A 23,622-nucleotide genomic window follows, 5' to 3' on the forward strand; every position below is an offset into this window, starting at 1 on the left:
AATTCGGGCTGGCCTTGAGGATTTGCTCCACGGCATCCAGCGCCAAAAGGCAGCCCGTCGGTGCGTTCGGATTCGGGAAGATGATCCCGCCGTTCGGCTTGGCGTAGTCTGCCGGGTTGATCTGGAACTGCTCGTCCAGCGGCACCGCGTCGAAGGCGATGCCGTACAACCCGCAGTAAACCGGATAGAAGCTGTAGCTGATGTCCGGGAACAGCAGCGGCAGATCGTGTTGCAGCAAACCGTGAAAGATGTGCGCCAGGACTTCATCGGAACCGTTGCCGAGAAACACCTGATTGCTCTGCACGCCGTAGTACTTGGCGACTGCTTGCTTGAGCACATCACTGTTCGGGTCCGGGTACAGACGCAAATTGTCGTTCAGTTCGGTCTGCATCGCCGCCAAGGCTTTTGGCGATGGACCGTACGGGTTTTCGTTGGTGTTGAGCTTCACCAGCTTCGCCAGTTTCGGCTGCTCGCCCGGTACATAAGGCACCAGATTCTTGACGAACGGGCTCCAGAATTTACTCATGTTCAGTTCCCCTGCCCTTGTGAAAAGTCTTCGTCAAGGATGCGGTATTCGGCACTCCGCGCGTGAGCGGTCAGCGACTCGCCACGGGCCAGCACGGAAGCAGTTTTGCCCAGTTCCGACGCACCCTGCTCGGAGCAGAAGATGATCGACGAACGCTTCTGGAAGTCGTACACACCCAGCGGCGAGGAGAAACGCGCGGTGCCGGAGGTTGGCAACACGTGGTTGGGACCTGCGCAGTAGTCGCCCAAGGCTTCGGAGGTGTGACGGCCCATGAAGATCGCGCCAGCGTGGCGAATCTTCGGCAGCCAGGCCTGCGGATCAGCGACGGACAACTCAAGGTGTTCCGGCGCGATGCGGTTGGCCACTTCGATGGCTTGGTCCATGTCGCGGACCTTGATCAGCGCACCACGGCCATTGATCGACGTTTCGATGATCTCGGCGCGTTCCATGGTCGGCAGCAGTTTGGCAATGCTGGCGGCGACCTTGTCGAGGAACTCGGCGTCCGGGCTGACCAGAATCGCCTGGGCATCTTCGTCGTGCTCAGCCTGGGAGAACAGGTCCATGGCGATCCAGTCCGGATCAGTCAGGCCGTCGCAGACCACGAGGATTTCGGATGGGCCGGCGATCATGTCGATGCCGACCTGGCCGAACACGTGGCGCTTGGCGGTGGCGACATAGATGTTGCCCGGACCGACCACCTTGTCGACCTTCGGCACACTTTCGGTGCCGTAAGCCAGCGCGGCGACCGCTTGAGCGCCGCCAATGGTGAACACGCGGTCGACGCCGGCGATGCAGGCTGCGGCCAGCACCAGCTCGTTGATTTCGCCACGAGGCGTCGGCACCACCATGACCACTTCGGTCACACCGGCCACCTTGGCCGGAATCGCGTTCATCAGTACCGAGGACGGATAAGACGCCTTGCCGCCCGGTACATACAGGCCGGCGCGATCCAGCGGCGTAACTTTCTGGCCCAGCACGGTGCCGTCGGCTTCGGTGTAGCTCCAGGAATCCTGTTTCTGTTTCTCGTGGTAGCTGCGTACTCGGGACGCGGCTTTTTCCAGCGCTTCACGCTGAGGCACGGTGATTCGGGTCAGGGCCAGTTCCAGGCGCTCACGAGGCAGGATCAGTTCCGCCATGGACGCGACCTGCAGGCCGTCGAACTTCTGGGTGAATTCCACCAGCGCCGCATCGCCACGCTCGCGCACGGCCTTGATGATGTCCAGCACCCGCTGATTGACCGAGTCGTCAGACACACTTTCCCAGCTCAGCAGATGATCCAGATGATGTGCGAAATCCGGGTCAGCAGCGTTGAGTCGGCGAATTGCAGTCGGTGCGGTCATAGCGAGAGCCTCATAGAATTGGCAAAAACTCAGGCGCCCTAACTTAGCAGTCGTTTCCGCTTGGGCACCTGAGAATTCTGGCTATGAGGCGGATAGACGGGCGCGGTTTATGGCCGCGCGGGTGAGTCAGCCGCGGTGTCGAGACTCCACTGCCTTGCGCAGGGTGTCGATCAACGCCTGGATACGGGCGTGCTGCATTTTCATCGAAGCTTTGTTGACGATCAGCCGGGAGCTGATGTCGGCAATGAAATCCTGGGGTTCCAGGCCATTGGCGCGCAGGGTGTTGCCGGTGTCGACCACGTCTATGATCTTGTCTGCCAGACCGATCAGCGGCGCCAGTTCCATCGAGCCATAGAGCTTGATGATGTCGACCTGACGGCCCTGTTCGGCGTAGTAGCGCTTGGCAACGTTGACGAACTTGGTCGCCACACGCAGGCGGCCCTTGGGCTCGACATCGCCGACACGGCCGGCGGTCATCAGCTTGCAGAGGGCAATTCGCAGGTCCAACGGCTCGTACAAACCCTGGCCGCCATATTCCATCAGCACATCTTTACCGGCGACGCCCAGGTCAGCGGCACCATGTTCGACGTAAGTCGGCACATCGGTGGCGCGCACGATCAGCAGACGTACATCAGCCTGAGTCGTGGGGATGATCAGCTTGCGGCTCTTGTCCGGATTCTCGGTCGGCACGATGCCCGCTTCAGCCAGAAGCGGCAGGGTGTCGTCAAGGATGCGGCCCTTGGACAGTGCGATGGTCAACATGGGAAACGTCAGTCCTTATCAGGCTACTGATGCCCGGTCGCAAATGGCGCCGGACACACTTCGAGGGCTTTCTCAATAATGAAAAGACACCCTCGACTTGAAACGAAACCAACGGGCACGTCCCTGTGCCCATGCAACAGAAACTAGCCCGGTACGCGGCGGATCTTGGCGCCGAGCATCTGCAGTTTCTCTTCGATGCACTCGTAACCACGGTCGATGTGGTAGATGCGGTCGATCAGGGTGTCACCCTCAGCGATCAACGCCGAGATCACCAGGCTGGCCGAAGCACGCAGGTCGGTGGCCATGACTGGCGCGCCCTTGAGCTTTTCGGTACCGGTGACGATGGCAGTGTTGCCTTCGACCTGGATCTTGGCGCCCATGCGGTGCAGTTCGTAAACGTGCATGAAGCGGTTTTCGAAGATCGTCTCGATCACAGCACCAGTGCCTTCGGCAATGGCGTTGAGGGAGATGAACTGCGCTTGCATGTCGGTCGGGAATGCCGGGTACGGAGCGGTGCGCACGTTAACGGCTTTTGGCCGCTTGCCGTGCATGTTCAGCTCGATCCAGTCTTCGCCGCAGGTGATTTCGGCACCCGATTCCTTGAGTTTCTCAAGAACGGCTTCGAGGATGGTCGGATCGGTGTCCTTGACCTTCACACGACCGCCGGTCACAGCAGCTGCGACCAGGTAAGTGCCGGTCTCGATACGGTCAGGCATCACTTTGTAAGTGGTCGGGTGCAGACGCTCGACGCCATCGATGGTGATGGTGTCAGTGCCGGCGCCAGTGATCTTGGCGCCCATGGCGATCAGGAAGTTCGCCAGGTCGATGACTTCAGGCTCGCGAGCGGCGTTTGCCAGAACGCTGCGGCCCTTGGCCAGAGCGGCCGCCATCATGATGTTTTCGGTACCGGTCACACTGACGGTGTCGAAGAAGAAGTGCGCACCGCGCAGGCCACCTTCAGGCGCCTTGGCCTTGATGTAGCCGCCTTCGACGTCGATGACCGCACCCATGGCTTCGAGGCCACGAATGTGCAGGTCAACCGGACGCGAACCAATGGCGCAACCGCCAGGCAGTGCGACTTCGGCTTCACCAAAACGCGCAACCATCGGGCCCAGCACCAGGATCGACGCACGCATGGTTTTCACCAGTTCGTACGGAGCGATCAGGGTCTTGATGGTGCGCGGGTCGATTTCGACGCTGAGTTTCTCGTCGATCACCGGCTCGATGCCCATACGACCGAACAGCTCGATCATGGTGGTGATGTCGTGCAGGTGCGGCAGGTTGGCAACAGTCACCGGGCCATCGCACAGCAAGGTTGCAGCCAGGATCGGCAGGGCAGAGTTCTTTGCCCCGGAGATGCGGATTTCGCCATCAAGACGAACGCCACCGGTAATTATCAATTTATCCATAAGAATCTCGACGCCCTTGGGCTCAGGTGCGCTCGGCCCAGGCCGCGCTGCTGAAAAATTTCATAGTGACCGCATGGATGCTGCCATCGGTGATCCATGGGTTCAAATGGGCATAGATCTGCTGCTGACGCTTCACCGGGCTCAACGCCGCCAGTTCATCGCTAATCACGTTCAGCTGAAAGTTGCAGCCTTCGCCCTCGACTTCTACTAGGGTTCCTGGCAGCTTTCCTTCAAGGAAGCTCTTCACTTCTACGGCCTGCATGCTCAACCTCAATCGGCGCCCTGTGCGCGCGGGTCGGACATCATACAAAAAAGCCCCGCGCCTGCGAACCCCGCGAAGCAGGACTCTGACGGGGGGCTTCTTCATAGATGCGGTTAGGGATGCGCCAACAGCTCGGTCAATTCGCTGACCTGAGCGATTTCGCGCATGTCTTCTGGCATCCCGCGGATGCTCAGCGCCTTGCCGGCCGCCTCTGCATCACGCATGAAGCACAGCAGCAGCGACAAGCCGACACTGCTGGATTTCAACACTGCCGAGCAATCGACCACCAGTGCAGCGGCCTTGCTGGAGTTGATCAGCGCCTGCCCCTGCTTGCGCAAGCCAGGGCCGGTGCGGTAATCCAGCATGCCGCTAAGCGCCAGCTCGCCGGATTCGCTCATGCGAATGGCCGACACACTCATTGAGCTTGCGTCTCAGTGGTTTGCTTCTGGCTGGTTTCCTTGGCTTTGGCGACTTCCCCGGCCCAACCATTGATGGTCTTGTCCAGGTCGTTACCATTGCGCTGCATCGCATCAGCGAACTGATCACGGAACAACTTGCCGATGTTAATGCCGTTGATGATTACGTTACGCAGTTTCCACTCGCCACTGATCTTTTCGAGTGTGTAAGACACAGGAAAGATCGCACCGTTGGCACCCTTGACCGTCATGGCAACGCTTGTACGGTCTCCCGACTCATCCTTGGCAGGGTCGACGACGATCCCCTGATTGTTGTACTCGAGCAAAGCGTTGCCATAAAACTGGAACAGACCCTTTTTGAAATTTTCTTCAAAGGTCTTCATCTGCGCAGGCGTGGCTTTGCGTGAATACTTGACCGTCATGATGCTTTTGGAAATGCCTTCGGCATCCACCACAGGCCCGACGATGGTGTTCAGCGCGGTATAAAAATCTTGCGGATCTTGTTTGTACTTTTCTTTGTTGGCGGCAAGATCCGCCAGCAACCGGGTCGTGGTGTCCTGTACCAGATCGTGCGCCGAAGGCGCCGCCACGGCGTTAGCCACCAACGGCAGGGCTGCGAGTAATACCAACAGGCCACGTCGCAAGGTAGAGATCATTCAAAAGCTCCTCATTTGGCGTCTTTGCTTACGGTATTGAGCAGAAATTTACCGATCAGGTCCTCAAGCACCAACGACGACTGCGTGTCGTGGATGGTTGAACCATCCTTGAGCAAGGTTTCTTCCCCGCCCACGCTGATACCGATGTACTTCTCGCCCAACAGACCAGCGGTCAGGATAGATGCAGTGGAGTCAGTCGGCAGGTTATCTACGCGCTTTTCCAGCTGCATGGTCACTCGACCGGTGAAACTGTCGCGGTCCAGATCGATCGCCGTGACCTTGCCGATGGTCACACCGGCCATGGTCACTTTAGCTCTGACAGTCAAACCGGCGATATTGTCGAAATACGCGTAAGTTTTATAAGTATCGGTGGTTGCGCTCGGGGACAGGCCACTCACCCGCAACGCCAGCAACAGCAAAGCCAGGATGCCAGCCAGCAAGAAAAGGCCGACACCGATTTCCAGGGTGCGGTTTTGCATCAGAAATCTCCAAACATCAAGGCGGTCAGAATAAAGTCCAGGCCGAGTACGGCCAAAGAGGCATACACCACGGTCTTGGTAGTGGCACGACTGATCCCCTCGGAAGTGGGCTCGCAGTCATAGCCTTGGAATACGGCGATCCAGGTCACGACAAAGGCGAAAACAATGCTTTTGATGATGCCGTTGAGCACATCGTCAGCAAAGGTCACGCTGTTCTGCATATTCGACCAGTAGGAACCTTCATAGACGCCCAGCCAGTCGACGGCCACCCATGAACCACCCCAGATGCCCACCACGCTGAAGATTATCGCCAGCACAGGAAGGGAAATGAAGCCGGCCCACAGGCGGGGGGCAATGATGTACTTGAGCGGGTCAACACCAATCATTTCCAGACTGGACAACTGCTCGGTGGACTTCATGTTGCCGATTTCGGCAGTCAATGCCGAACCGGCGCGCCCGGCGAATAACAACGCCGTGACCACGGGCCCCAGTTCGCGCAACAGCGTCAGGGCAACCATCTGGCCGACCGCCTGCTCCGAACCGTAGCTGGATAGAATATTAAAGCCTTGCAGCGCCAGCACCATGCCGATGAATACCCCGGAGACCACGATGATCACCAGGGACATTACGCCCACCGAATGCAGTTGCTTGATCAGCAAGCCAAAACCGCCGCCAATGCCGCCACGGCCAAGCAAGGCATGAAACAGGAATATCGCCGAACGGCCGAACACCCCCAGCACGTCAATGCCAGAGTGGCCGAACCGGCGAACCCGTTCTATTAGTGAAATCTTGCGCATCAACGCTGCCCCAGAAGATCTGCGCGGTAATCCGTCGCTGGAAAGTGATAGGCGACCGGACCGTCAGGCTCGCCTGTCATGAATTGACGGATGCGTGGCTCCTGCGAGTTCATCAACTCCTCGGGAGTGCCCTGCCCCAACACCTGGCCTTCGCCGACGACATAGATGTAATCGGCGATGCTCGCGGTCTCGGCCAGGTCGTGGGAGACCACGATACTGGTGATGCCCAGCGCATCGTTGAGCAGGCGAATCAGGCGCACCAGTACGCCCATGGCGATGGGGTCCTGGCCGACAAAGGGCTCGTCATACATGAGGATTTGCGGATCGAGGGCAATCGCCCGGGCCAGAGCGACACGACGTTTCATGCCGCCGGACAACTCGTCAGGCATCAGGTCGATGGCGCCACGCAAGCCCACGGCCTGCAATTTGAGCAGGACAATGTCCCGGATCATCTCTTCCGGCAGTTCGGTATGAACGCGCAGCGGAAAGGCGACGTTCTCGAACACATCGAGATCGGTGAACAGTGCACCACTCTGAAACAGCACGCCCATGTGCTTTCGCGCATCGAACAGATCACTGCGCGACAGTTTCGGCAGGTTCTGTCCATTGACCCAGACTTCGCCTTTGGTGGGCCGCAACTGTGCGCCCATCAGCCGCAACAGCGTAGTCTTGCCACACCCGGAAGGCCCCATGATGCCGGTGACCTTGCCGCGCGGGATACGTATATCGACGTTATTGAAAATGCTGCGCGTTCCGCGCTTGAAGGTCAGTCCCTTCAGCTCGACCGCGTAGGCTTTATCGGCACTCATCTAAACTCCTTGCGATGCAGCCTCTCACTCGGACGCCTGACTTTCTGGCGAAAGCACATACCTCCCGGGCAGGCCGAACTGGCGGCGAACTATATCACTGCAAAGGCCAAGCGCCCAAGGCCCAAGCCGGGCCATGTTGAGGAACATGACGGGGTAAAAGCTTCTATTTAGGGGTATTCGGTAACATGGAATGACAAAGCGCGACGAACTTGCGTGAGGGTTTCGATCATTACCGTTATAATCGCCGCCTTTTCATCAGGCTATACGATTTCTGACATGAGCCAATCCAGCGACCTGATTCAATCAGCACAACGCACCATCCGCCTCGAACTGGAAGCCGTACAAGGCTTGTTGCCCCGTATCGACGCAGATTTCGTACGCGCTTGCGAGATGATTCTGGCCAGCAAAGGGCGCGTGGTTGTGGTCGGCATGGGCAAATCGGGGCACATCGGCAACAAGATCGCCGCCACCCTGGCCAGCACCGGCACCACGGCCTTTTTCGTGCACCCGGCCGAAGCCAGCCACGGCGATATGGGCATGATCACCCGCGACGACATCATCCTGGCGCTGTCGAACTCCGGCTCTACCAATGAAATCGTCACCCTGCTGCCGCTGATCAAACGCCTGGGCATTCAATTGATCAGCATGACCGGCAACCCTGATTCACCGCTGGCGAAGGCTGCCGAGGTCAACCTCAACGTGCACGTCGAGCACGAAGCCTGTCCGCTCAACCTGGCACCGACCTCGTCGACCACTGCCGCGCTGGTCATGGGCGACGCCCTGGCCGTTGCGCTGCTGGAAGCACGCGGTTTTACCGCTGAAGATTTCGCTTTTTCCCACCCCGGCGGCGCACTTGGCCGACGCCTGCTGCTGAAAGTGGAAACCGTCATGCACGCCGGCGCAGAACTGCCCCAAGTGCAACGTGGCACGCTACTCAAGGACGCCTTGATGGAAATGACCCGCAAGGGCCTGGGCATGACCGCGATTGTGGAGGCCGACGGCAAACTGGCCGGGATCTTCACCGACGGCGACTTGCGCCGCACCCTTGACCGGACCATCGACATCCACCATACGACCATCGACGAGGTCATGACTGTTCACGGCAAGACCGCCCGGGCCGATATGCTGGCAGCCGAAGCCCTGAAAATCATGGAAGACCATCGAATCAACGCGCTGGTAGTGGTGGACAAGGAGGACCGTCCGATCGGCGCCTTCAACCTGTCCGATCTGCTGCGTGCAGGAGTAATGTGATGAGCACCGACCTGTTGCAACGCGGCAAGAACATCAAACTGGCGGTTTTTGACGTCGATGGCGTACTGACCGACGGACGCCTGTACTTCCTCGAAGACGGCAGCGAATTCAAGACGTTCAACACCCTCGACGGCCAAGGCATCAAGATGTTGATGGCAGCCGGTGTGCAGACCGCTATCATCAGCGGCCGCAAGACCCCGGTAGTCGAGCGACGAGCGAAGAACCTCGGTATTCCACACGTGTACCAGGGGCGCGAAGACAAACTGGTGGTGCTCGACGAGCTTCTTGCCCAACTCAACCTAAGCTATGAGCAAGTCGCCTATCTCGGCGACGACCTGCCGGACCTGCCAGTGATTCGCCGCGTCGGCCTGGGTATGGCGGTGGCAAACGCTGCCAGTTTCGTCCGTGAACACGCCCACGGCATCACCCAGGCCCGCGGTGGCGAGGGTGCCGCTCGCGAATTCTGCGAATTGATCCTGCGCGCGCAGGGCCGCCTAGATGCGGCCAACGCCGCGTACCTGTGAGCCAACTATGCTGAGCAAAAAGATTCGCAAATTCCTGGTGTTCGGTTGCATCGCAGCGATATTCGCGGCGGTCGGCTACTGGAACATCAGCCCGGAACGCTTCCTCGATCAGCCGGTGGCAAAGATCGATGAAACCGCGATCGACTATTACGCGATCAACGCCCACAGCGTGCAGTACCTGCCGGACGGCAAACTGCAATACGAAATGACGTCCGACAAGGTTGAACACCTGAAAGCCACCGAAGTGACGCTGTTGACCAATCCCGACCTGAACATGTTCCGCGGCACCGAGTTCCCGTGGCACGTCCAGAGCGAGCACGGCGAAGTGAATCCCGACGGCACTCAGGTCGAACTGATTGACTCGGTGCGCATCACGCGCTTCGACGAGAAAAACCGCAAGACCCTGATTACCACCACCCGCATGACAGTGTTCCCGCAGCAGCAATATGCGCAGACCGAGCAACCCGTTAGAATCGACGGCGCTGGTGGTGTGTCGACTGGCAAGGGAATGAAAGCGTATTTGAAAGAAAGCAGGATACACCTGCTATCTAACGTAAGAGGACAGTATGAGGCTCGTTAAAACCCTCCCTATTTTGCTCGGTCTGAGCGCAGCACTGGGAAGCGTGAGCGCCTGGGCTCTGCCGAACGATCAAGAGCAGCCTATCCGCATCCAGGCCGACGATGCCCAACTGGACGACAAGAATGGTATTGCCACCTATAAAGGTGACGTGATCATTACCCAGGGCTCGATGATTGTTAAAGGCAATACTGTAACCATCACCCGCACCCCGGCCGGCGACATCGACGTGGTGACTTCGGTGGGCAATCTGGCCTACTTCGAGCAGATGCAGACGGCTGGCGACACCAAGCCGGTTCAGGGCTACGGAGTGACCATCCAGTACCACGCCTCGCAAAACCGCGTCGTATTGATCGATCGTGCCAAAGTCATCGACAAAGACAATAACGTCACCCAAGGCGAGAAAATCGTCTACGACACGGTCAAAAAGCTTGCGAGCGCCGGTCGCGCGACGGGCAACAAGGTCACCGAGTCGCGTCCGCGCATCGACATGGTGATCCAGCCGAAGAAGAAAACCGACGAGCAAAAGGCCCAGTAATGGCAACTCTGAAAGCTCAGCATCTGGCCAAGAGCTACAAGAGCCGCCAGGTCGTGCGTGACGTCAGCCTGTCGATCGACAGCGGTCAGATCGTCGGCCTGCTGGGTCCCAACGGCGCCGGCAAGACCACCTGCTTTTACATGATTGTCGGCCTGGTACAGGCCGATCAGGGCCGCGTACTGATCGACGACCTGGATGTCAGCCACCAGCCTATGCACGGTCGTGCGAAGGCCGGTATCGGCTATCTTCCGCAAGAAGCATCGATCTTCCGCAAACTCTCGGTAGCCGACAACATCATGGCGATCCTCGAGACCCGCAAGGAACTTGACAAGGTCGGTCGTCGCAAAGAGCTGGAAAGCCTGCTGCAGGAATTCCACATCAGCCACATCCGCGACAACCTCGGGATGAGCCTGTCCGGTGGTGAACGCCGCCGTGTGGAAATCGCCCGAGCACTGGCCACCAACCCGAAATTCATCCTGCTCGACGAACCGTTCGCAGGCGTGGACCCGATTTCGGTGGGCGACATCAAGCAGATCATCTATCACCTCAAGGCCAAGGGCATTGGGGTGCTGATCACTGACCACAACGTCCGTGAAACCCTGGATATCTGCGAAACCGCCTACATCGTCAACGATGGTCAGCTGATCGCCGAAGGTGACTCTGCCACCATCCTGGCCAACGACCTGGTCAAGGAAGTGTATCTGGGCCATGAGTTCCGCCTGTAAGCACTGAGGTGTCTGGCTGGTTGCTCGGGCGCTTGTCTCGATAAAAAATCAACATTTTTTTATTGTTACAGCGCTCTAGGCAAACGCTGCAGTTTCGGGCATATAATTTGCTTATGTTTGGCGCTCCGGCGCCCTGTAGTGGATGGCGCATGTGCGCCGGCGAATAAGGTGTTAAGCCCCTGCCATGAAACCATCGCTAGTCTTGAGAATGGGCCAGCAGCTGACGATGACACCGCAGCTGCAACAGGCCATCCGCCTGCTCCAATTGTCGACCCTGGACCTGCAACAGGAAATCCAGGAGGCCCTGGAGTCCAATCCGATGCTCGAACGCCAGGAAGAAGGCGACGACTTCGATAACGCCGACCCCTTGGCCGACAAAGCCGAACAGCCACCCAACGCCGATGTTTCGGAACCCTCCTACCAGGAAACCGCCCCGACGGTGGACAACCTCGAGGAAGGCGATTGGAACGAGCGCATTCCCAACGAACTGCCCGTCGACACCGCGTGGGAAGACGTCTACCAGACCAGCGCCAGCAGCCTGCCGAGCAACGATGACGACGAGTGGGATTTCACCACCCGTACATCGGCCGGCGAAAGCCTGCAAAGCCACTTGTTGTGGCAACTGAACCTGGCCCCGATGTCCGACACCGATCGCCTGATCGCCGTGACCCTGATCGACTGCATCAACAATCAGGGCTACCTGGACGAAACCCTCGAGGAGATTCTCGAAGCCTTCGACCCGGAACTGGACATCGAACTGGACGAAATCGAAGCCGTCCTGCACCGCATCCAGCAATTCGAACCCGCTGGCATCGGCGCCCGCAACCTGGGCGAATGCCTGCTGCTGCAATTGCGCCAGTTGCCCGCCAAGACGCCTTGGCTGGTCGAGGCCAAACGCCTGGTCACCGATTACATCGACCTGCTCGGCAGCCGCGATTACAGCCAGCTGATGCGTCGCATGAAGCTCAAGGAAGACGAACTGCGCCAAGTGATTGAACTGGTGCAGAGCCTCAACCCGCGCCCAGGCTCGCAAATCGAGTCCAGCGAAGCCGAATACGTCGTTCCCGACGTGATCGTACGCAAGGACAACGAGCGCTGGCTGGTGGAACTGAACCAGGAATCCGTGCCACGACTGCGGGTCAACGCTCAATACGCCGGTTTCGTGCGCCGCGCCGACACCAGTGCCGACAACACCTTCATGCGCAATCAGTTGCAAGAGGCCCGCTGGTTCATCAAGAGCCTGCAAAGCCGCAACGAAACCCTGATGAAAGTCGCCACTCAAATCGTCGAGCATCAGCGCGGCTTTCTTGAATACGGCGACGAAGCCATGAAACCGCTGGTCCTGCATGACATCGCCGAAGCGGTGGGCATGCACGAGTCGACGATTTCACGGGTGACTACGCAGAAATTCATGCATACCCCACGGGGCATATATGAACTGAAATACTTTTTCTCCAGCCACGTCAGCACCTCAGAGGGCGGTGAATGCTCGTCCACGGCGATCCGCGCGATCATCAAAAAACTGGTTGCCGCGGAAAATCAGAAAAAGCCGTTGAGTGACAGCAAGATCGCTGGTTTACTGGAGGCACAAGGCATTCAGGTGGCTCGCCGCACCGTCGCCAAGTACCGCGAATCCCTCGGGATCGCGCCTTCGAGCGAACGCAAGCGGTTGATGTAGAGCCACGCCACAGCGTTCCAGTGGCAGGCATTTCTGCCTGCCGCTTTATGCACTGGCAACGAAGGAGAAGCTGTATGCAAGTCAACATCAGTGGACACCAACTGGAAGTGACCGAACCTCTTCGCACCTACATCGGCGAAAAACTCGAACGATTAGAGAGGCATTTCGACAAGATCACCAACGTGCAGGTCACGATGACGGTCGAAAAGCTCAAGCAGAAAATCGAAGCCACGCTGCATATTCCCGGCAATGAAGTGGTCGCAAACGCGGAGCATACCGATATGTACGCGGCGATCGACGCACTGACCGACAAGCTGGATAAACAACTCAAAAAGCATAAGGAAAAGACCCAAAGCCTCCTCCAGGGCGCGACCGGTCGTTAACACTCCCAACCCATGATCCGACTTGAAAGCATCCTGACCCCCGGCCGTTCTCTCGTGAACGTGCCGGGCGGCAGTAAAAAGAAAGCCCTCGAGCAAATTGCCAACCTGATCGCCCGGGAAGTGCCGGATCTGGAGATGCAAGATGTCTTCGAGGCTTTGATTGCCCGTGAAAAACTCGGTTCCACCGGTTTTGGCAACGGCATCGCCATCCCACACTGCCGCCTGAAGGGTTGCACCTCGCCCATCAGTGCATTGATGCACCTTGACGCACCCATTGATTTCGACGCCATCGACGGCGCCCCGGTTGACCTGCTGTTCGTTCTGCTGGTCCCTGAGGCGGCTACCGATGCGCACCTGGAGTTACTGCGCCAGATCGCCAGCATGCTCGATCGCAAGGAAGTGCGCGAAAAACTGCGCAGCGCCCCGAGCAATGAAGCCTTGTATCAGGTTGTCCTGGACGAGCAAAACGGTCATTAATCATGCGCTTGATCATCGTCAGTGGCCGCTCCGGCTCAGGTAAAAGTACCGCACTCGATGTTCTCGAGGACAACGGCTACTACTGCATCGACAACCTGCCCGCCGGCCTGCTGCCGGAACTGGCCGAACGCGCGTTGATCCACACCGAACTGGCGCAACCGCTGGTTGCCGTATCGATCGATGCGCGTAACTTGCCGAGTCACTTGTCGCGGTTTCCCGAACTGCTGGAAGAAGTGCGCAGCCGGCATATCCAGTGTGATGTGCTTTATCTGGACGCCGACGAAGAAACCTTGCTCAAACGTTTCTCGGAAACCCGCCGTCGTCACCCGCTGAGCAATGCCAATCGCTCGCTGGCCGAGGCCATCAACGATGAGACCGCCCTGCTCGGGCCGATTGCCGACCTCGCCGATCTCAAAGTAAACACCACCAACCTGAACCTGTATCAGCTGCGAGATACCATCAAGCTGCGCCTGCTGAACCAGCCGGAACCCGGTACGGCGTTCCTGGTGGAGTCTTTCGGCTTCAAGCGTGGCATGCCGGTGGACGCTGATCTGGTATTCGACGTGCGCTGCCTGCCGAACCCTTACTGGAAGCCAGAGTTGCGCGATCAATCCGGGCTCGACCAACCGGTTGTCGAGTACCTGGCGGCACAGCCGGACGTCGAAGAGATGTTCCAGGACATCTCCACCTACTTGTTCAAGTGGCTACCCCGCTTTGCCGCCAGCAACCGCGCTTATGTCACCATTGCCATTGGCTGCACCGGCGGCCATCACCGCTCCGTCTACCTGACCGAACGTCTGGGCCAAGCCCTGCAAAAATCTCTGAAGAACGTCCAGGTTCGCCACCGCGACCTCAGCTAAAGGATTCACACCGCGATGCCTGCTCTGGAAATTGAAATCATCAACAAGCTGGGCCTGCATGCCCGCGCTTCTGCAAAATTCGTTGGCGTCGCCGGTGAGTTCAAGGATTGCACGATCAGAGTAGGACGCACGCCGGAATCCACGGTCGACGGAAAAAGCATCATGGCAATGATGATGCTCGCTGCGGGCAAGGGCACCAAAATCCACCTGAGCACCGAAGGTGAACAAGCTGATGAGGCGCTGCAGGCATTGGTGGATTTGATCAACGACTACTTCGGCGAAGGCGAATAACACTCGCCCTGTAGCAGCTGGCGAAGCCTGCGTTCGGCTGCGCAGCAGTCGTAAACCCTGCTCACGCGGTCTGCCTGACATACTGCGGAGCCCAATTTTACGACTGCTTCGCAGCCGAACGCAGCCTTCGGCAGCTGCTACATAGTTCGTGTTGAGCCGTTAAGCCAACGCCGTATCCATCACCATCATCAAGCAAAACCCGATCAGCAACCCAAGACTTGCAAGCTTGTCATGACCATTGCGGCGCGACTCGGGGATGACTTCATGGGTGACCACCAGCAACATTGCCCCGGCCGCCAGTGCCAACCCCAAGGGCAACAACAGTTCGGCCAGGCTCACTAGCCAGGCGCACAACAACGCGAAGACCGGCTCGACCAGACCTGACGCAGCACCAATCAGGAACGCCTTGACCCGCGACATCCCTGCCCCGGCCAAAACCAGCGCGATCACCAGACCTTCCGGCACATCCTGCAAGGCGATGCCCATGGCCAGGCTATCGGCGTCGGGCATGCCACCCCCCGCCGACACACCAACCGCCATGCCTTCGGGGATGTTGTGGGCGATGATGGCAAACACAAACAACCAGATACGCGGTGGAATCACTGGCCGTTCCAGAGTGCCAACCAACATTTCCGGGCTGGCCCCGGAGACCTTTCGATCCACCAGAAACAGCCCGAACGCACCCAGCATGATGCCGAAACTGATCAGTCCGCTGGCCGCCCAAGGCGTCAGCCCCAGGTCTTCAGCGGCAGAGATCCCCGGAACGATCAACGAAAACGCTGTCGCCGCGAGCATTACCCCGGCCCCGAAGCCGAGCAGCGTATCGCTGACCGTTTGGGGCATCCGTCGAATCACCAGCACGGGCACCGCGCCCAAGGCAGTGCCCAAAGCGCAGATCGCCCCGCCTTGCAGCGCGCGCAGCAGTTTCGGCTCGAGGTCCAGCCATGCCAAGCCTTGGGCAACCAATAACGTCATGCCTGCCAGCAGTAATAGCGATCCGAATGCGTAACGAAACATTCGTCCACTTCCGATCGCCAGTGTTTCAGTGCCCATAGCCAGCCTTGGATTGTTTTTGCAGAAGTCTTAAACCAGTGCAGCCTGATAGCGCGTAGCGACTTCAGGCCAATTGATCACGTTGTAGAACGCGTTGATGTATTCCGGCCGACGGTTCTGGTACTGCAGGTAATAAGCGTGCTCCCAGACATCCAGGCCGAGGATTGGCGTATTGCCGTTCATCAATGGACTGTCCTGATTGCCGCTGCTTTCAACGACCAGCGTCTTTTGCGGCGTCACACTGAGCCACGCCCAGCCGCTGCCGAAACGAGTCAGCGCGGCTTTGGTAAAGGCTTTCTTGAAACTGCTCAGGCCGCCCAGTTGCTCATCGATCGCCTCAGCCAGGGAGCCTTCAGGATTGCCGCCGCCGTTGGGCGCCATCACTTCCCAGAACAGCGAATGGTTGGCATGCCCGCCGCCCTGATTGATCACCGCCGCGCGCAGCTTCTCCGGCAGTTGCTGGACAGCTGACACGAGTTTCTCCACCGGCCACTCGGCAAACTCGGTGCCTTCCACCGCAGCGTTGAGGTTGTTGATGTAAGTCTGGTGGTGCTTGGTGTAGTGGATTTCCATGGTCTGCGCATCGATGTGCGGTTCCAGGGCGTCGTAGGCGTAGGGCAAGGCAGGCAAGGTAAAAGCCATTTCAATGAACTCCATGATGTAAAGGCGCAGGTGAGGCAGCGTCGATATGCAGCAAACGGTGGGTGCGCGGGTATTCGCCGTGTTCGCTGATGAAATTCAGCAGCTCGACGTAGGTTTTGCTGCTCTGGCGCAACGCTGCTTCACGCAGGGCCGGCGCCAGTCGTGGGTCCTGCATGGTCTGCAACAATCGCTGATGGATGGCGCACAGGTACTCGGCGCTCTCCTCAGGCTGGTTCAGACGCAAATGCAGATCCGCCAGGTTGTGGTGGGAAATCACGCAGGCCGCGACCGCCTCGTCGGCATCTGCCCAGCGCTCGAACAACACCTGGGCCAGCGCCAATGCCTGCAAGTAAGCCTCGCGGGCATCGACCAGTTCGCCCAGCATGAAACAGCGATTAGCCCTTTCGATCGTGCGTTTCCAGTGCTCCATGGTGAGCCTCCAAAGCGGTTGCGGTGATTACACGCCGCCTGCGGTGAGTTTTTCCGGGTCCAGCAAAACCTCAAGCTGGCTGCGGGTCAGGTCGGTGTGCTCCAGAGCGACATCGATCACCGGACGGCCCTGTTGATAGGCCTTCTTGGCGATCTCCGCAGCTTTTTGGTAACCAATGATCGGGTTGAGTGCGGTGACCAGGATCGGGTTACGCGACAGCGCTTCCTTGAGCCTGGCTTCGTTGACCTTGAAGCTGGCGATGGCCTTTTCACCCAGCAGATGGCTGGAGTTGGTCAGCAACTCGATGCTGCTCAGCAGGTTCTGGGCGATGATCGGCAGCATCACGTTCAGCTCGAAGTTGCCCGACTGACCGGCGATGGTGATAACCGTGTCATTGCCGATGACCTGAGCGGCGACCATGGCGGTCGCTTCCGGGATCACCGGGTTGACCTTGCCTGGCATGATCGAAGAACCCGGCTGCAAGGCTTCGAGCTCGATTTCACCAAGACCGGCCAGCGGGCCGGAGTTCATCCAGCGCAGGTCGTTGGCGATTTTCATCAGCGAAACGGCCGTGGCCTTGAGCTGACCGGAAACACTGACCGCCGTGTCCTGAGAGCCGATCAGCGCAAACAGATCCTCGCCCGGTTTGAATTGCATTTGGGTCAGCTTGCTCAGTTGCTCACTGAAACGCGCTGCAAATTGCGGATGAGCGTTGATTCCGGTGCCCACTGCCGTGCCGCCCTGAGCCAGGGATTGCAGACTCGGCAGCAGATCCTGCAGATGACCGATGTTGGCCTTGAGCTGCTGCGCCCAACCGCTGAGCACCTGGCTCATGCGCACCGGCATCGCGTCCATCAAGTGAGTGCGGCCGGTTTTGACGTGGTGATGAACCTCATCGGCCTTGCGCTCGATCACCTGAACCAGACCCACCAGCGCCGGCAACAATTGCTCGTGCACCGCCAACGCAGCACTGACGTGGATGGTGGTCGGGATGATGTCGTTGCTGCTTTGGCCGCAATTGACGTGATCGTTGGGGTTCACCGGCTCGCCGAGCAGGCGACTGGCCAAGGTGGCGATAACTTCGTTGGCGTTCATGTTCGAACTGGTGCCGGAACCGGTCTGGAAGATATCCACCGGAAAATGCTGCATGAAGTCGCTTTGGAGCAAGCCCAGTGCCGCATCGACGATGGCTTTGCCTTGGGATTCGCTGATTTGATCGAGCTCGACGTTGGCTCGGGCAGCGGCAGCCTTGGCCAGAATCAGCGCGCGGATAAACTGCACCGGCATCGGTTTGCCGCTGATGGGGAAGTTATCCACTGCACGTTGGGTCTGTGCGCCGTAGAGGGCGTCCACTGGCACTTGAAGCTCGCCCATGCTGTCGCGCTCAATACGTGTCTGAGGGTCTGTCATCAGTTATTTCCTATGCCGCGTTGTGTATGAAAGCGGGCCAGGCAAGGCGCAGTCCGCTGGTAATGTTTTTCCCTTGCCAAGGACTGCAACGCAGTCTGGCCCGCTTTCAGACACAACCCGGAGGGCCGGGCCTGCTGTGGCGCAGGGCTGCGTTGCTCGGAGCTTATTTGGAATGACCAAACCACGCTCCTCGCGCCTTGCCCTGCACCACAGCAGGCCCGGCGCGGCATAGGAAATAACTGATGACAGACCCTACTCATCAGAAAATCCTTGCACCAGTTCTATGAGAGGAATCGAGGGCTGCAACTCGCAGGTCGCCAGTTGCCAGGTGTAGCTTTGCCAGCGCTTGAGGCGGCATTTGCACAGAGAGAGGCGTTCCAGATCGCGCAACGGCCGCCAGGCCTGGTCCAGACAAAAGGTGCGCCAGTGCCAGGGCAGCGCGACATCGGCGGCGGTGTCGAGTAACAGGCGGAAAGAAGTTTCGGCGATGGTCCAGGGAGAGGTAGCCGTGCAACAAGCGAGATACCGGCCTTCGGCCAGGTAATGTTCGATCAGGCGAGGCTCGTCAGGGTCGATCGCGCAACGGATCTGGCGACTCATCCAGCGCCAGCTTTCGAGGTAAGGCTGCTCGTGCAAGGCAGAACTCATGATCCGGGCTCATTCGGTAATGAGATTTATTATTAGATGATAATGAGAACCAAAACAACCCCGAGAAAATCGACGCACAAAAAAGGCGCACCACCCAACGATGGGTGGCGCGCCTTTTTGCGTAACGGGTAAGCGTTAGCTGCCAGCTACCGTCATCCGCTCGATCAGCACCGAACCTGTGCGAATGTTGCTGCGCAATTCCAGGTCATTACCCACCGCAACGATCTGCTTGAACATGTCACGCATGTTGCCGGCGATGGTCACTTCCTGGACCGCAAACTGGATTTCACCATTCTCGACCCAGTAACCCGCCGCGCCACGGGAGTAATCGCCAGTGACCATGTTCAGGCCCTGGCCCATCAATTCAGTTACCAGCAGGCCGCGGCCCATGCGGCGCAGCAAGGCTGCCTGGTCTTCGTCGCCATGGGTGACGAACAGGTTGTGCACGCCGCCAGCGTTGGCGGTGCTCGGCATCCCGAGTTTACGGCCGGAGTACGTGCCAAGAATGTACGACACCAACTCACCTTTCTCGACGAACGGTTTGGCGTAAGTGGCCAAACCATCACCATCGAACGCCGAACTGCCCATGGCGCGCATCAAGTGCGGACGCTCATCGATGGTCAGCCATTCCGGGAACAGTTTCTGCCCCAGCGTACCTTCAAGGAACGAGGATTTGCGATACAAACTGCCGCCGGAAATCGCCGAGAGGAAACTGCCGAACAAACCACCGGCCAGTTCCGCAGAAAACAGCACCGGCACTTCGCAGGTCGGCACCGGACGCGCGCCCAGACGGCTCGCCGCCCGTTGCGCGGCACGCTGGCCGATGCTCACCGGGTCGGCCAGCAAATTGCCCTGACGGTTCACGTCATACCAGTAATCGCGCTGCATCTGGCCGTCGGCCTCGGCGATCATCACGCAGCTCAGGCTGTGCCGGGTCGACGCGTAGCCGCCGATAAAACCGTGGCTGTTGCCGTAGACACGGCAGCCCTGATGGGTGCTGAGGGTGGTGCCATCGGCGTTCTTGATCCGGCTGTCGGTGGCAAACGCCGCCGCTTCACAGGCCAGGGCCTGCTCGATGGCTTGCTCCGGGGTGATGTCCCATTCGTGGAACAGGTCGAAATCCTGCAGATCCTTGGCCATCAGCGCGGCGTCTGCCAGGCCCGAAGCTTCGTCTTCAGACGTGTGCTTGGCGATGGCCAGGGCGGCGGCGACGGTTTCGCGAATCGCCTCCGGACCGCTGGCGGACGTGCTGGCCGAGCCCTTGCGCTGGCCAACGTACAAGGTGATGCCGAAGCCCTGATCGCGGTTGAATTCGACGGTTTCGACTTCACGCTGACGCACCGAGGTCGACAGGCCCTGCTCCAGGGACACCGCCACTTCACAGGCACTGGCACCCTGGCGCTTGGCTTCAGCGATGATCTGCTCGACTTGTTCTTGCAGTGCCGGCAACGCTTGTGGGCCGACGCTTTCAACTGCACTCATGCTGTTCTCCACTCAAATTCTGCTTTCGGCTGGGGCCTTCGAGCGACCGGGCCGGACAAGCGGCCCCCGACTGGTTATCATGGCGGCGTTTCTTTGCGGACGGCCACCATGGTTGATTCTTACGACGACTCCCTCGATACGGGAGAAAAAAGCAAATCCCAGGTTAAACGCGAGCTTCATGCTCTGGTTGACCTTGGCGAGCGCCTTACAACGCTCAAGCCTGACTTGCTGGCAAAACTGCCGTTGACCGACGCTTTGCGCCGGGCTCTGGGCGATGCCTCCAAGCACACCGCGAATATCGCGCGTAAACGGCACCTTATGTTCATCGGCAAACTGATGCGCGATCAGGACACTGACGCCATTCTGACTCTGCTCGATCAACTCGATGCCTCCACTCGGCAGTACAACGAACGTTTCCATGGCCTGGAACGCTGGCGCGATCGCTTGATCGCGGGCGACGATGCGGTCCTGGAGAAGTTCGTGGTCGACTACCCGGAGGCTGATCGTCAGCAATTGCGCTCCCTGATCCGTCAGGCCCAGCACGAACTGGCGACCAATAAGCCACCGGCATCGAGCCGTAAAATCTTCAAGTACATCCGTGAGCTGGACGAGACTCAACGCGGTTTGCGCTGAGTAACGCCAATCCACTGTAGGAGCTGCCGAAGGCTGCGATCTTTTGATCTTGTTTCTTAAAAGCAAAATCAAAAGATCGCAGCCTTCGGCAGCTCCTACAGAGGATGTCTTCATCCTTATGCGCCTGTGCCACCCACAGTGATCGCATCGATTTTCAGCGTTGGCTGGCCGACACCCACCGGCACCGACTGCCCATCCTTGCCACACGTCCCCACGCCGCTGTCCAGCGCCAGATCGTTACCGACCATCGACACCTTGCTCATGGCTTCAGGGCCATTGCCGATCAACGTCGCGCCTTTGACCGGGGCAGTGATTTTGCCGTCTTCGATCAGGTACGCCTCGCTGGTGGAGAACACGAATTTGCCGCTGGTGATGTCCACCTGACCGCCGCCGAGATTGGCGCAGTAGATGCCGCGCTTCACCGAGGCGATGATTTCCGCCGGGTCGCTTTCGCCAGCCAGCATGTAGGTGTTGGTCATGCGCGGCATCGGCAGGTGCGCGTAGGATTCACGGCGACCGTTACCGGTACGGGCCACACCCATCAGACGGGCGTTGAGCTTGTCCTGCATATAGCCTTTGAGTACGCCGTTTTCGATCAGTGTCGTGCACTCGGTCGGGGTGCCTTCATCATCGACGCTCAGGGAGCCGCGACGACCGGCCAGCGTGCCGTCATCGACGATGGTGCATAGTTTGGACGCTACCATTTCGCCCATGCGCCCGCTGTAGGCCGAACTGCCCTTGCGGTTGAAGTCGCCTTCCAGGCCGTGGCCGACCGCTTCGTGCAGCAACACACCCGACCAGCCCGAACCCAGCACCACCGGCAACGTACCGGCCGGCGCAGGGATGGCTTCGAGGTTGACCAGAGCCTGACGCAACGCTTCACGGGCGTAGCTCATGGCGCGGTCATCGCTGAGGAAATAACGGTAATCGGTACGACCGCCACCGCCATGACCGCCGCGCTCACGGCGACCGTTCTGCTCGACGATCACACTGACGTTAAAGCGCACCAACGGCCGTACATCGGCAGCCAGGCCACCGTCAGTGGAAGCCACGAGGATTCGCTCCCAGACGCCGGCCATGCTCACGGTGACTTGTTGGATACGCGGGTCGAGGGCGCGAGTCGCGACGTCGATACGCTTGAGCAGTTCGACCTTCTCGGCACGGGTCATCACTTCCAACGGGTTGTCCGGCCCGTACAACTGGGCGACATCCTGAGTCGTGAACGCTTGCACCGTGCCGTTCTGACCGGCGCGGGAGATCGAACGCGCCGCACGGGCCGCGGCGCCAAGGGCTTCGAGGGTAATGGCATTGCTGTAGGCAAAACCGGTTTTCTCACCCGATTGCGCTCGCACACCGACACCTTGGTCGAGATTGAAGCTGCCTTCCTTGACGATCCCGTCTTCCAGCGCCCAGGACTCGGAAATCTGCCCCTGGAAATACAGATCGGCGGCATCGATGCCCGGGCCGGCCAGATCGCCGAGCACACCTTGCAGGCTCTCGATTGTTACGCCGCCGGGCGCCAGGAGGTGTTCACTGACTGAGGACAACAACTCGCTCATATGCTTTACGCCTTAAATTCATCGTTCTGAGGCAGGTCGCTGAGCGCCCTGCGAGAAAAATCGCCGGTGACTGGACACCGGCATCCGCGCCCTGATGGACGCCTGTTCGCTGCTATCGCGTTCGGCCAGCAGCACGGCCTCGCCTTGATCCTTTTGCGCCAGCACACGTCCCCACGGGTCGATAATCGCGGCATGGCCAAAGGTTTCTCGCGGCCCCGGATGCGTCCCACCCTGGGCAGCCGCGAGCACATAACATTGAGTTTCGATGGCCCGCGCGCGAATCAACACCTCCCAATGCGCCGCGCCGGTCACCGCGGTAAAGGCCGACGGCGCGGTAATCAACTCCGCACCGGCAGCGCGTAATTCGCTGTACAGCTCCGGGAAGCGCAGGTCGTAACACACTGTCAGCCCGACTCGACCGACAGGCGTGTCCGCCACGACTACCCCACTGCCATAAGCATAGTCATCGGATTCGCGATAACGCCCGCGATTGTCCGCCACATCGACGTCGAAAAGGTGCAACTTGTCATACCGTGCAACGGTTTCGCCGTGCTCATCCACCAGCAGCGAGCAGGCATGCACTTTGGCCGTCGGCTGATCCACCGGCGGCAACGGCAACGTGCCGGCCACTATCCATAACTTGAGGTCGCGGGCGGTCTGTTTCAACCATGGCAGGATCGGGCCTTCGCCCAACGCCTCGGCGCGGCCGATGTCGGCAGTGTCGCGACGGCCCATGGCGGCGAAGTTTTCCGGAAGCACAGCCAACTGCGCGCCACCGGCTGCCGCTTGTTCGAGCAGCCGACGGGCCTGGGCCAGATTGACCAGTACATCGCTCTGGCTGACCATTTGAATCACCGCAAAAGACATGGCCTTTTCCTGATCTGGAATCAACACATACCTGTAGGAGCTGACGAGTGAAACGAGGCTGCGATCTTTTGATCTTGATCTTAAAAGGCAAAATCAAAAGATCGCAGCCTCGTTTCACTCGTCAGCTCCTACAGGGGA

At 59.1% G+C, this 23,622-nt stretch carries 29 protein-coding genes; 11 read left to right on the forward strand and 18 right to left on the reverse strand.

Features of this window, described 5'->3' with window-relative positions:
• The 10 genes from WLY71_RS10695 to WLY71_RS10740 all read right to left on the reverse strand — a co-directional run.
• The coding region (locus WLY71_RS10695) for a pyridoxal phosphate-dependent aminotransferase (RefSeq protein ID WP_347803522.1) at positions 1-526 on the reverse strand (526 nt) is incomplete at its 3' end.
• A 2-nt stretch (positions 527-528) separates the two neighbouring features.
• Positions 529-1,866: a histidinol dehydrogenase gene (hisD, locus tag WLY71_RS10700; RefSeq protein ID WP_347803523.1), complete on the reverse strand. Its 1,338-nt coding sequence runs from the start codon at positions 1,864-1,866 to the stop codon at positions 529-531.
• 126 nt (positions 1,867-1,992) lie between these two features.
• The gene (gene hisG, locus WLY71_RS10705; RefSeq protein ID WP_007901570.1) at positions 1,993-2,628 is read right to left on the reverse strand and encodes an ATP phosphoribosyltransferase; all 636 of its coding nucleotides are present in this window, start codon (positions 2,626-2,628) and stop codon (positions 1,993-1,995) included.
• 143 nt (positions 2,629-2,771) lie between these two features.
• Positions 2,772-4,037 (reverse strand): UDP-N-acetylglucosamine 1-carboxyvinyltransferase, encoded by a 1,266-nt coding sequence (gene murA / locus WLY71_RS10710; protein ID WP_046045865.1) that lies wholly within the window; start codon positions 4,035-4,037, stop codon positions 2,772-2,774.
• A gap of 22 nt (positions 4,038-4,059) precedes the next feature.
• Positions 4,060-4,299, reverse strand: coding sequence for a BolA family protein (locus WLY71_RS10715; protein ID WP_007912386.1), 240 nt, complete (start codon positions 4,297-4,299; stop codon positions 4,060-4,062).
• 113 nt (positions 4,300-4,412) lie between these two features.
• Complete coding sequence (locus tag WLY71_RS10720; RefSeq protein WP_347803524.1) at positions 4,413-4,718, reverse strand: STAS domain-containing protein; 306 nt, start codon at positions 4,716-4,718, stop codon at positions 4,413-4,415.
• Complete coding sequence (locus tag WLY71_RS10725; RefSeq protein ID WP_347803525.1) at positions 4,715-5,371, reverse strand: MlaC/ttg2D family ABC transporter substrate-binding protein; 657 nt, start codon at positions 5,369-5,371, stop codon at positions 4,715-4,717. Before WLY71_RS10725 ends, WLY71_RS10720 begins: the two co-directional genes overlap by 4 nt.
• Positions 5,372-5,382: 11 nt before the next feature.
• Positions 5,383-5,850, reverse strand: a complete 468-nt coding sequence (gene mlaD / locus WLY71_RS10730) for an outer membrane lipid asymmetry maintenance protein MlaD (RefSeq protein WP_131061201.1) — start codon at positions 5,848-5,850, stop codon at positions 5,383-5,385.
• Complete coding sequence (mlaE, locus tag WLY71_RS10735) at positions 5,850-6,647, reverse strand: lipid asymmetry maintenance ABC transporter permease subunit MlaE (protein WP_347803526.1); 798 nt, start codon at positions 6,645-6,647, stop codon at positions 5,850-5,852. The genes mlaD and mlaE overlap by 1 nt, the downstream gene beginning before the upstream one ends.
• Positions 6,647-7,456: an ATP-binding cassette domain-containing protein gene (locus tag WLY71_RS10740; RefSeq protein ID WP_008150748.1), complete on the reverse strand. Its 810-nt coding sequence runs from the start codon at positions 7,454-7,456 to the stop codon at positions 6,647-6,649. Before WLY71_RS10740 ends, mlaE begins: the two co-directional genes overlap by 1 nt.
• A gap of 276 nt (positions 7,457-7,732) precedes the next feature.
• Between WLY71_RS10740 and WLY71_RS10745 the strand changes: the two genes are divergently transcribed.
• From WLY71_RS10745 to WLY71_RS10790, 10 genes are all read left to right on the forward strand, one after another.
• Positions 7,733-8,707, forward strand: coding sequence for a KpsF/GutQ family sugar-phosphate isomerase (locus WLY71_RS10745; RefSeq protein ID WP_008150750.1), 975 nt, complete (start codon positions 7,733-7,735; stop codon positions 8,705-8,707).
• On the forward strand, positions 8,707-9,231 hold the full coding sequence (locus WLY71_RS10750; RefSeq protein WP_033057989.1) for a KdsC family phosphatase: 525 nt from the start codon (positions 8,707-8,709) through the stop codon (positions 9,229-9,231). Before WLY71_RS10745 ends, WLY71_RS10750 begins: the two co-directional genes overlap by 1 nt.
• Before the next feature lie 7 nt (positions 9,232-9,238).
• Entirely contained in the window at positions 9,239-9,811 is a 573-nt protein-coding gene (lptC, locus tag WLY71_RS10755; RefSeq protein WP_150658803.1) for an LPS export ABC transporter periplasmic protein LptC, read from the forward strand.
• Entirely contained in the window at positions 9,798-10,346 is a 549-nt protein-coding gene (gene lptA / locus WLY71_RS10760; RefSeq protein ID WP_283182962.1) for a lipopolysaccharide transport periplasmic protein LptA, read from the forward strand. Before lptC ends, lptA begins: the two co-directional genes overlap by 14 nt.
• Positions 10,346-11,071, forward strand: coding sequence for an LPS export ABC transporter ATP-binding protein (gene lptB / locus WLY71_RS10765; protein ID WP_347803527.1), 726 nt, complete (start codon positions 10,346-10,348; stop codon positions 11,069-11,071). Before lptA ends, lptB begins: the two co-directional genes overlap by 1 nt.
• 184 nt (positions 11,072-11,255) lie before the next feature.
• Positions 11,256-12,749, forward strand: coding sequence for an RNA polymerase factor sigma-54 (locus WLY71_RS10770; protein WP_347803528.1), 1,494 nt, complete (start codon positions 11,256-11,258; stop codon positions 12,747-12,749).
• A 74-nt stretch (positions 12,750-12,823) separates the two neighbouring features.
• Positions 12,824-13,132: a ribosome hibernation-promoting factor, HPF/YfiA family gene (gene hpf, locus WLY71_RS10775; RefSeq protein ID WP_007941242.1), complete on the forward strand. Its 309-nt coding sequence runs from the start codon at positions 12,824-12,826 to the stop codon at positions 13,130-13,132.
• A gap of 12 nt (positions 13,133-13,144) precedes the next feature.
• Complete coding sequence (gene ptsN, locus WLY71_RS10780) at positions 13,145-13,609, forward strand: PTS IIA-like nitrogen regulatory protein PtsN (RefSeq protein ID WP_347803529.1); 465 nt, start codon at positions 13,145-13,147, stop codon at positions 13,607-13,609.
• 2 nt (positions 13,610-13,611) lie between these two features.
• Positions 13,612-14,469, forward strand: a complete 858-nt coding sequence (gene rapZ, locus WLY71_RS10785) for an RNase adapter RapZ (RefSeq protein WP_347803530.1) — start codon at positions 13,612-13,614, stop codon at positions 14,467-14,469.
• A gap of 15 nt (positions 14,470-14,484) precedes the next feature.
• On the forward strand, positions 14,485-14,760 hold the full coding sequence (locus WLY71_RS10790; RefSeq protein WP_347803531.1) for an HPr family phosphocarrier protein: 276 nt from the start codon (positions 14,485-14,487) through the stop codon (positions 14,758-14,760).
• A 159-nt stretch (positions 14,761-14,919) separates the two neighbouring features.
• On the opposite strand, the gene WLY71_RS10795 is transcribed toward WLY71_RS10790, so the two are convergent.
• The 6 genes from WLY71_RS10795 to pmbA form a co-directional block, all read right to left on the reverse strand.
• On the reverse strand, positions 14,920-15,813 hold the full coding sequence (locus tag WLY71_RS10795) for a ZIP family metal transporter (protein WP_347803532.1): 894 nt from the start codon (positions 15,811-15,813) through the stop codon (positions 14,920-14,922).
• A 30-nt stretch (positions 15,814-15,843) separates the two neighbouring features.
• Positions 15,844-16,455, reverse strand: coding sequence for a superoxide dismutase (locus WLY71_RS10800; protein ID WP_347803533.1), 612 nt, complete (start codon positions 16,453-16,455; stop codon positions 15,844-15,846).
• A gap of 1 nt (position 16,456) precedes the next feature.
• Complete coding sequence (locus WLY71_RS10805) at positions 16,457-16,885, reverse strand: DUF2753 family protein (RefSeq protein ID WP_008148865.1); 429 nt, start codon at positions 16,883-16,885, stop codon at positions 16,457-16,459.
• Positions 16,886-16,912: 27 nt separating this feature from the next.
• A complete protein-coding gene (locus WLY71_RS10810; protein ID WP_347803534.1) occupies positions 16,913-18,295 on the reverse strand; it encodes a class II fumarate hydratase in 1,383 nt (460 codons plus the stop codon).
• A 252-nt stretch (positions 18,296-18,547) separates the two neighbouring features.
• On the reverse strand, positions 18,548-18,943 hold the full coding sequence (locus tag WLY71_RS10815; protein WP_347803535.1) for a FagA protein: 396 nt from the start codon (positions 18,941-18,943) through the stop codon (positions 18,548-18,550).
• 135 nt (positions 18,944-19,078) lie between these two features.
• The gene (pmbA, locus tag WLY71_RS10820) at positions 19,079-20,425 is read right to left on the reverse strand and encodes a metalloprotease PmbA (RefSeq protein ID WP_134422008.1); all 1,347 of its coding nucleotides are present in this window, start codon (positions 20,423-20,425) and stop codon (positions 19,079-19,081) included.
• 108 nt (positions 20,426-20,533) lie between these two features.
• Between pmbA and yjgA the strand changes: the two genes are divergently transcribed.
• Positions 20,534-21,058, forward strand: a complete 525-nt coding sequence (yjgA, locus tag WLY71_RS10825; protein WP_347803536.1) for a ribosome biogenesis factor YjgA — start codon at positions 20,534-20,536, stop codon at positions 21,056-21,058.
• Positions 21,059-21,174: 116 nt separating this feature from the next.
• On the opposite strand, the gene tldD is transcribed toward yjgA, so the two are convergent.
• Together tldD and WLY71_RS10835 are read right to left on the reverse strand one after the other, a co-directional pair.
• The gene (gene tldD, locus WLY71_RS10830; RefSeq protein ID WP_347803537.1) at positions 21,175-22,617 is read right to left on the reverse strand and encodes a metalloprotease TldD; all 1,443 of its coding nucleotides are present in this window, start codon (positions 22,615-22,617) and stop codon (positions 21,175-21,177) included.
• A gap of 18 nt (positions 22,618-22,635) precedes the next feature.
• Positions 22,636-23,484: a carbon-nitrogen hydrolase family protein gene (locus WLY71_RS10835; protein WP_347803538.1), complete on the reverse strand. Its 849-nt coding sequence runs from the start codon at positions 23,482-23,484 to the stop codon at positions 22,636-22,638.
• Positions 23,485-23,622 lie beyond the last annotated feature (138 nt).

It is taken from the genome of Pseudomonas rossensis (assembly GCF_039888995.1).
In the GTDB taxonomy this organism is placed as follows: Bacteria; Pseudomonadota; Gammaproteobacteria; order Pseudomonadales; family Pseudomonadaceae; genus Aquipseudomonas; species Aquipseudomonas rossensis.

Coding starts and splice junctions, on each gene's coding strand:
- hisD (WP_347803523.1), bottom strand. CDS start 1,866: ATGACCGCACCGACTGCAATTCGCCGACTCAACGCTGCTGACCCGGAT.
- hisG (WP_007901570.1), bottom strand. CDS start 2,628: ATGTTGACCATCGCACTGTCCAAGGGCCGCATCCTTGACGACACCCTG.
- murA (WP_046045865.1), bottom strand. CDS start 4,037: ATGGATAAATTGATAATTACCGGTGGCGTTCGTCTTGATGGCGAAATC.
- WLY71_RS10715 (WP_007912386.1), bottom strand. CDS start 4,299: ATGCAGGCCGTAGAAGTGAAGAGCTTCCTTGAAGGAAAGCTGCCAGGA.
- WLY71_RS10720 (WP_347803524.1), bottom strand. CDS start 4,718: ATGAGTGTGTCGGCCATTCGCATGAGCGAATCCGGCGAGCTGGCGCTT.
- WLY71_RS10725 (WP_347803525.1), bottom strand. CDS start 5,371: ATGATCTCTACCTTGCGACGTGGCCTGTTGGTATTACTCGCAGCCCTG.
- mlaD (WP_131061201.1), bottom strand. CDS start 5,850: ATGCAAAACCGCACCCTGGAAATCGGTGTCGGCCTTTTCTTGCTGGCT.
- mlaE (WP_347803526.1), bottom strand. CDS start 6,647: ATGCGCAAGATTTCACTAATAGAACGGGTTCGCCGGTTCGGCCACTCT.
- WLY71_RS10740 (WP_008150748.1), bottom strand. CDS start 7,456: ATGAGTGCCGATAAAGCCTACGCGGTCGAGCTGAAGGGACTGACCTTC.
- WLY71_RS10745 (WP_008150750.1), top strand. CDS start 7,733: ATGAGCCAATCCAGCGACCTGATTCAATCAGCACAACGCACCATCCGC.
- WLY71_RS10750 (WP_033057989.1), top strand. CDS start 8,707: ATGAGCACCGACCTGTTGCAACGCGGCAAGAACATCAAACTGGCGGTT.
- lptC (WP_150658803.1), top strand. CDS start 9,239: ATGCTGAGCAAAAAGATTCGCAAATTCCTGGTGTTCGGTTGCATCGCA.
- lptA (WP_283182962.1), top strand. CDS start 9,798: ATGAGGCTCGTTAAAACCCTCCCTATTTTGCTCGGTCTGAGCGCAGCA.
- lptB (WP_347803527.1), top strand. CDS start 10,346: ATGGCAACTCTGAAAGCTCAGCATCTGGCCAAGAGCTACAAGAGCCGC.
- WLY71_RS10770 (WP_347803528.1), top strand. CDS start 11,256: ATGAAACCATCGCTAGTCTTGAGAATGGGCCAGCAGCTGACGATGACA.
- hpf (WP_007941242.1), top strand. CDS start 12,824: ATGCAAGTCAACATCAGTGGACACCAACTGGAAGTGACCGAACCTCTT.
- ptsN (WP_347803529.1), top strand. CDS start 13,145: ATGATCCGACTTGAAAGCATCCTGACCCCCGGCCGTTCTCTCGTGAAC.
- rapZ (WP_347803530.1), top strand. CDS start 13,612: ATGCGCTTGATCATCGTCAGTGGCCGCTCCGGCTCAGGTAAAAGTACC.
- WLY71_RS10790 (WP_347803531.1), top strand. CDS start 14,485: ATGCCTGCTCTGGAAATTGAAATCATCAACAAGCTGGGCCTGCATGCC.
- WLY71_RS10795 (WP_347803532.1), bottom strand. CDS start 15,813: ATGGGCACTGAAACACTGGCGATCGGAAGTGGACGAATGTTTCGTTAC.
- WLY71_RS10800 (WP_347803533.1), bottom strand. CDS start 16,455: ATGGCTTTTACCTTGCCTGCCTTGCCCTACGCCTACGACGCCCTGGAA.
- WLY71_RS10805 (WP_008148865.1), bottom strand. CDS start 16,885: ATGGAGCACTGGAAACGCACGATCGAAAGGGCTAATCGCTGTTTCATG.
- WLY71_RS10810 (WP_347803534.1), bottom strand. CDS start 18,295: ATGACAGACCCTCAGACACGTATTGAGCGCGACAGCATGGGCGAGCTT.
- WLY71_RS10815 (WP_347803535.1), bottom strand. CDS start 18,943: ATGAGTTCTGCCTTGCACGAGCAGCCTTACCTCGAAAGCTGGCGCTGG.
- pmbA (WP_134422008.1), bottom strand. CDS start 20,425: ATGAGTGCAGTTGAAAGCGTCGGCCCACAAGCGTTGCCGGCACTGCAA.
- yjgA (WP_347803536.1), top strand. CDS start 20,534: ATGGTTGATTCTTACGACGACTCCCTCGATACGGGAGAAAAAAGCAAA.
- tldD (WP_347803537.1), bottom strand. CDS start 22,617: ATGAGCGAGTTGTTGTCCTCAGTCAGTGAACACCTCCTGGCGCCCGGC.
- WLY71_RS10835 (WP_347803538.1), bottom strand. CDS start 23,484: ATGTCTTTTGCGGTGATTCAAATGGTCAGCCAGAGCGATGTACTGGTC.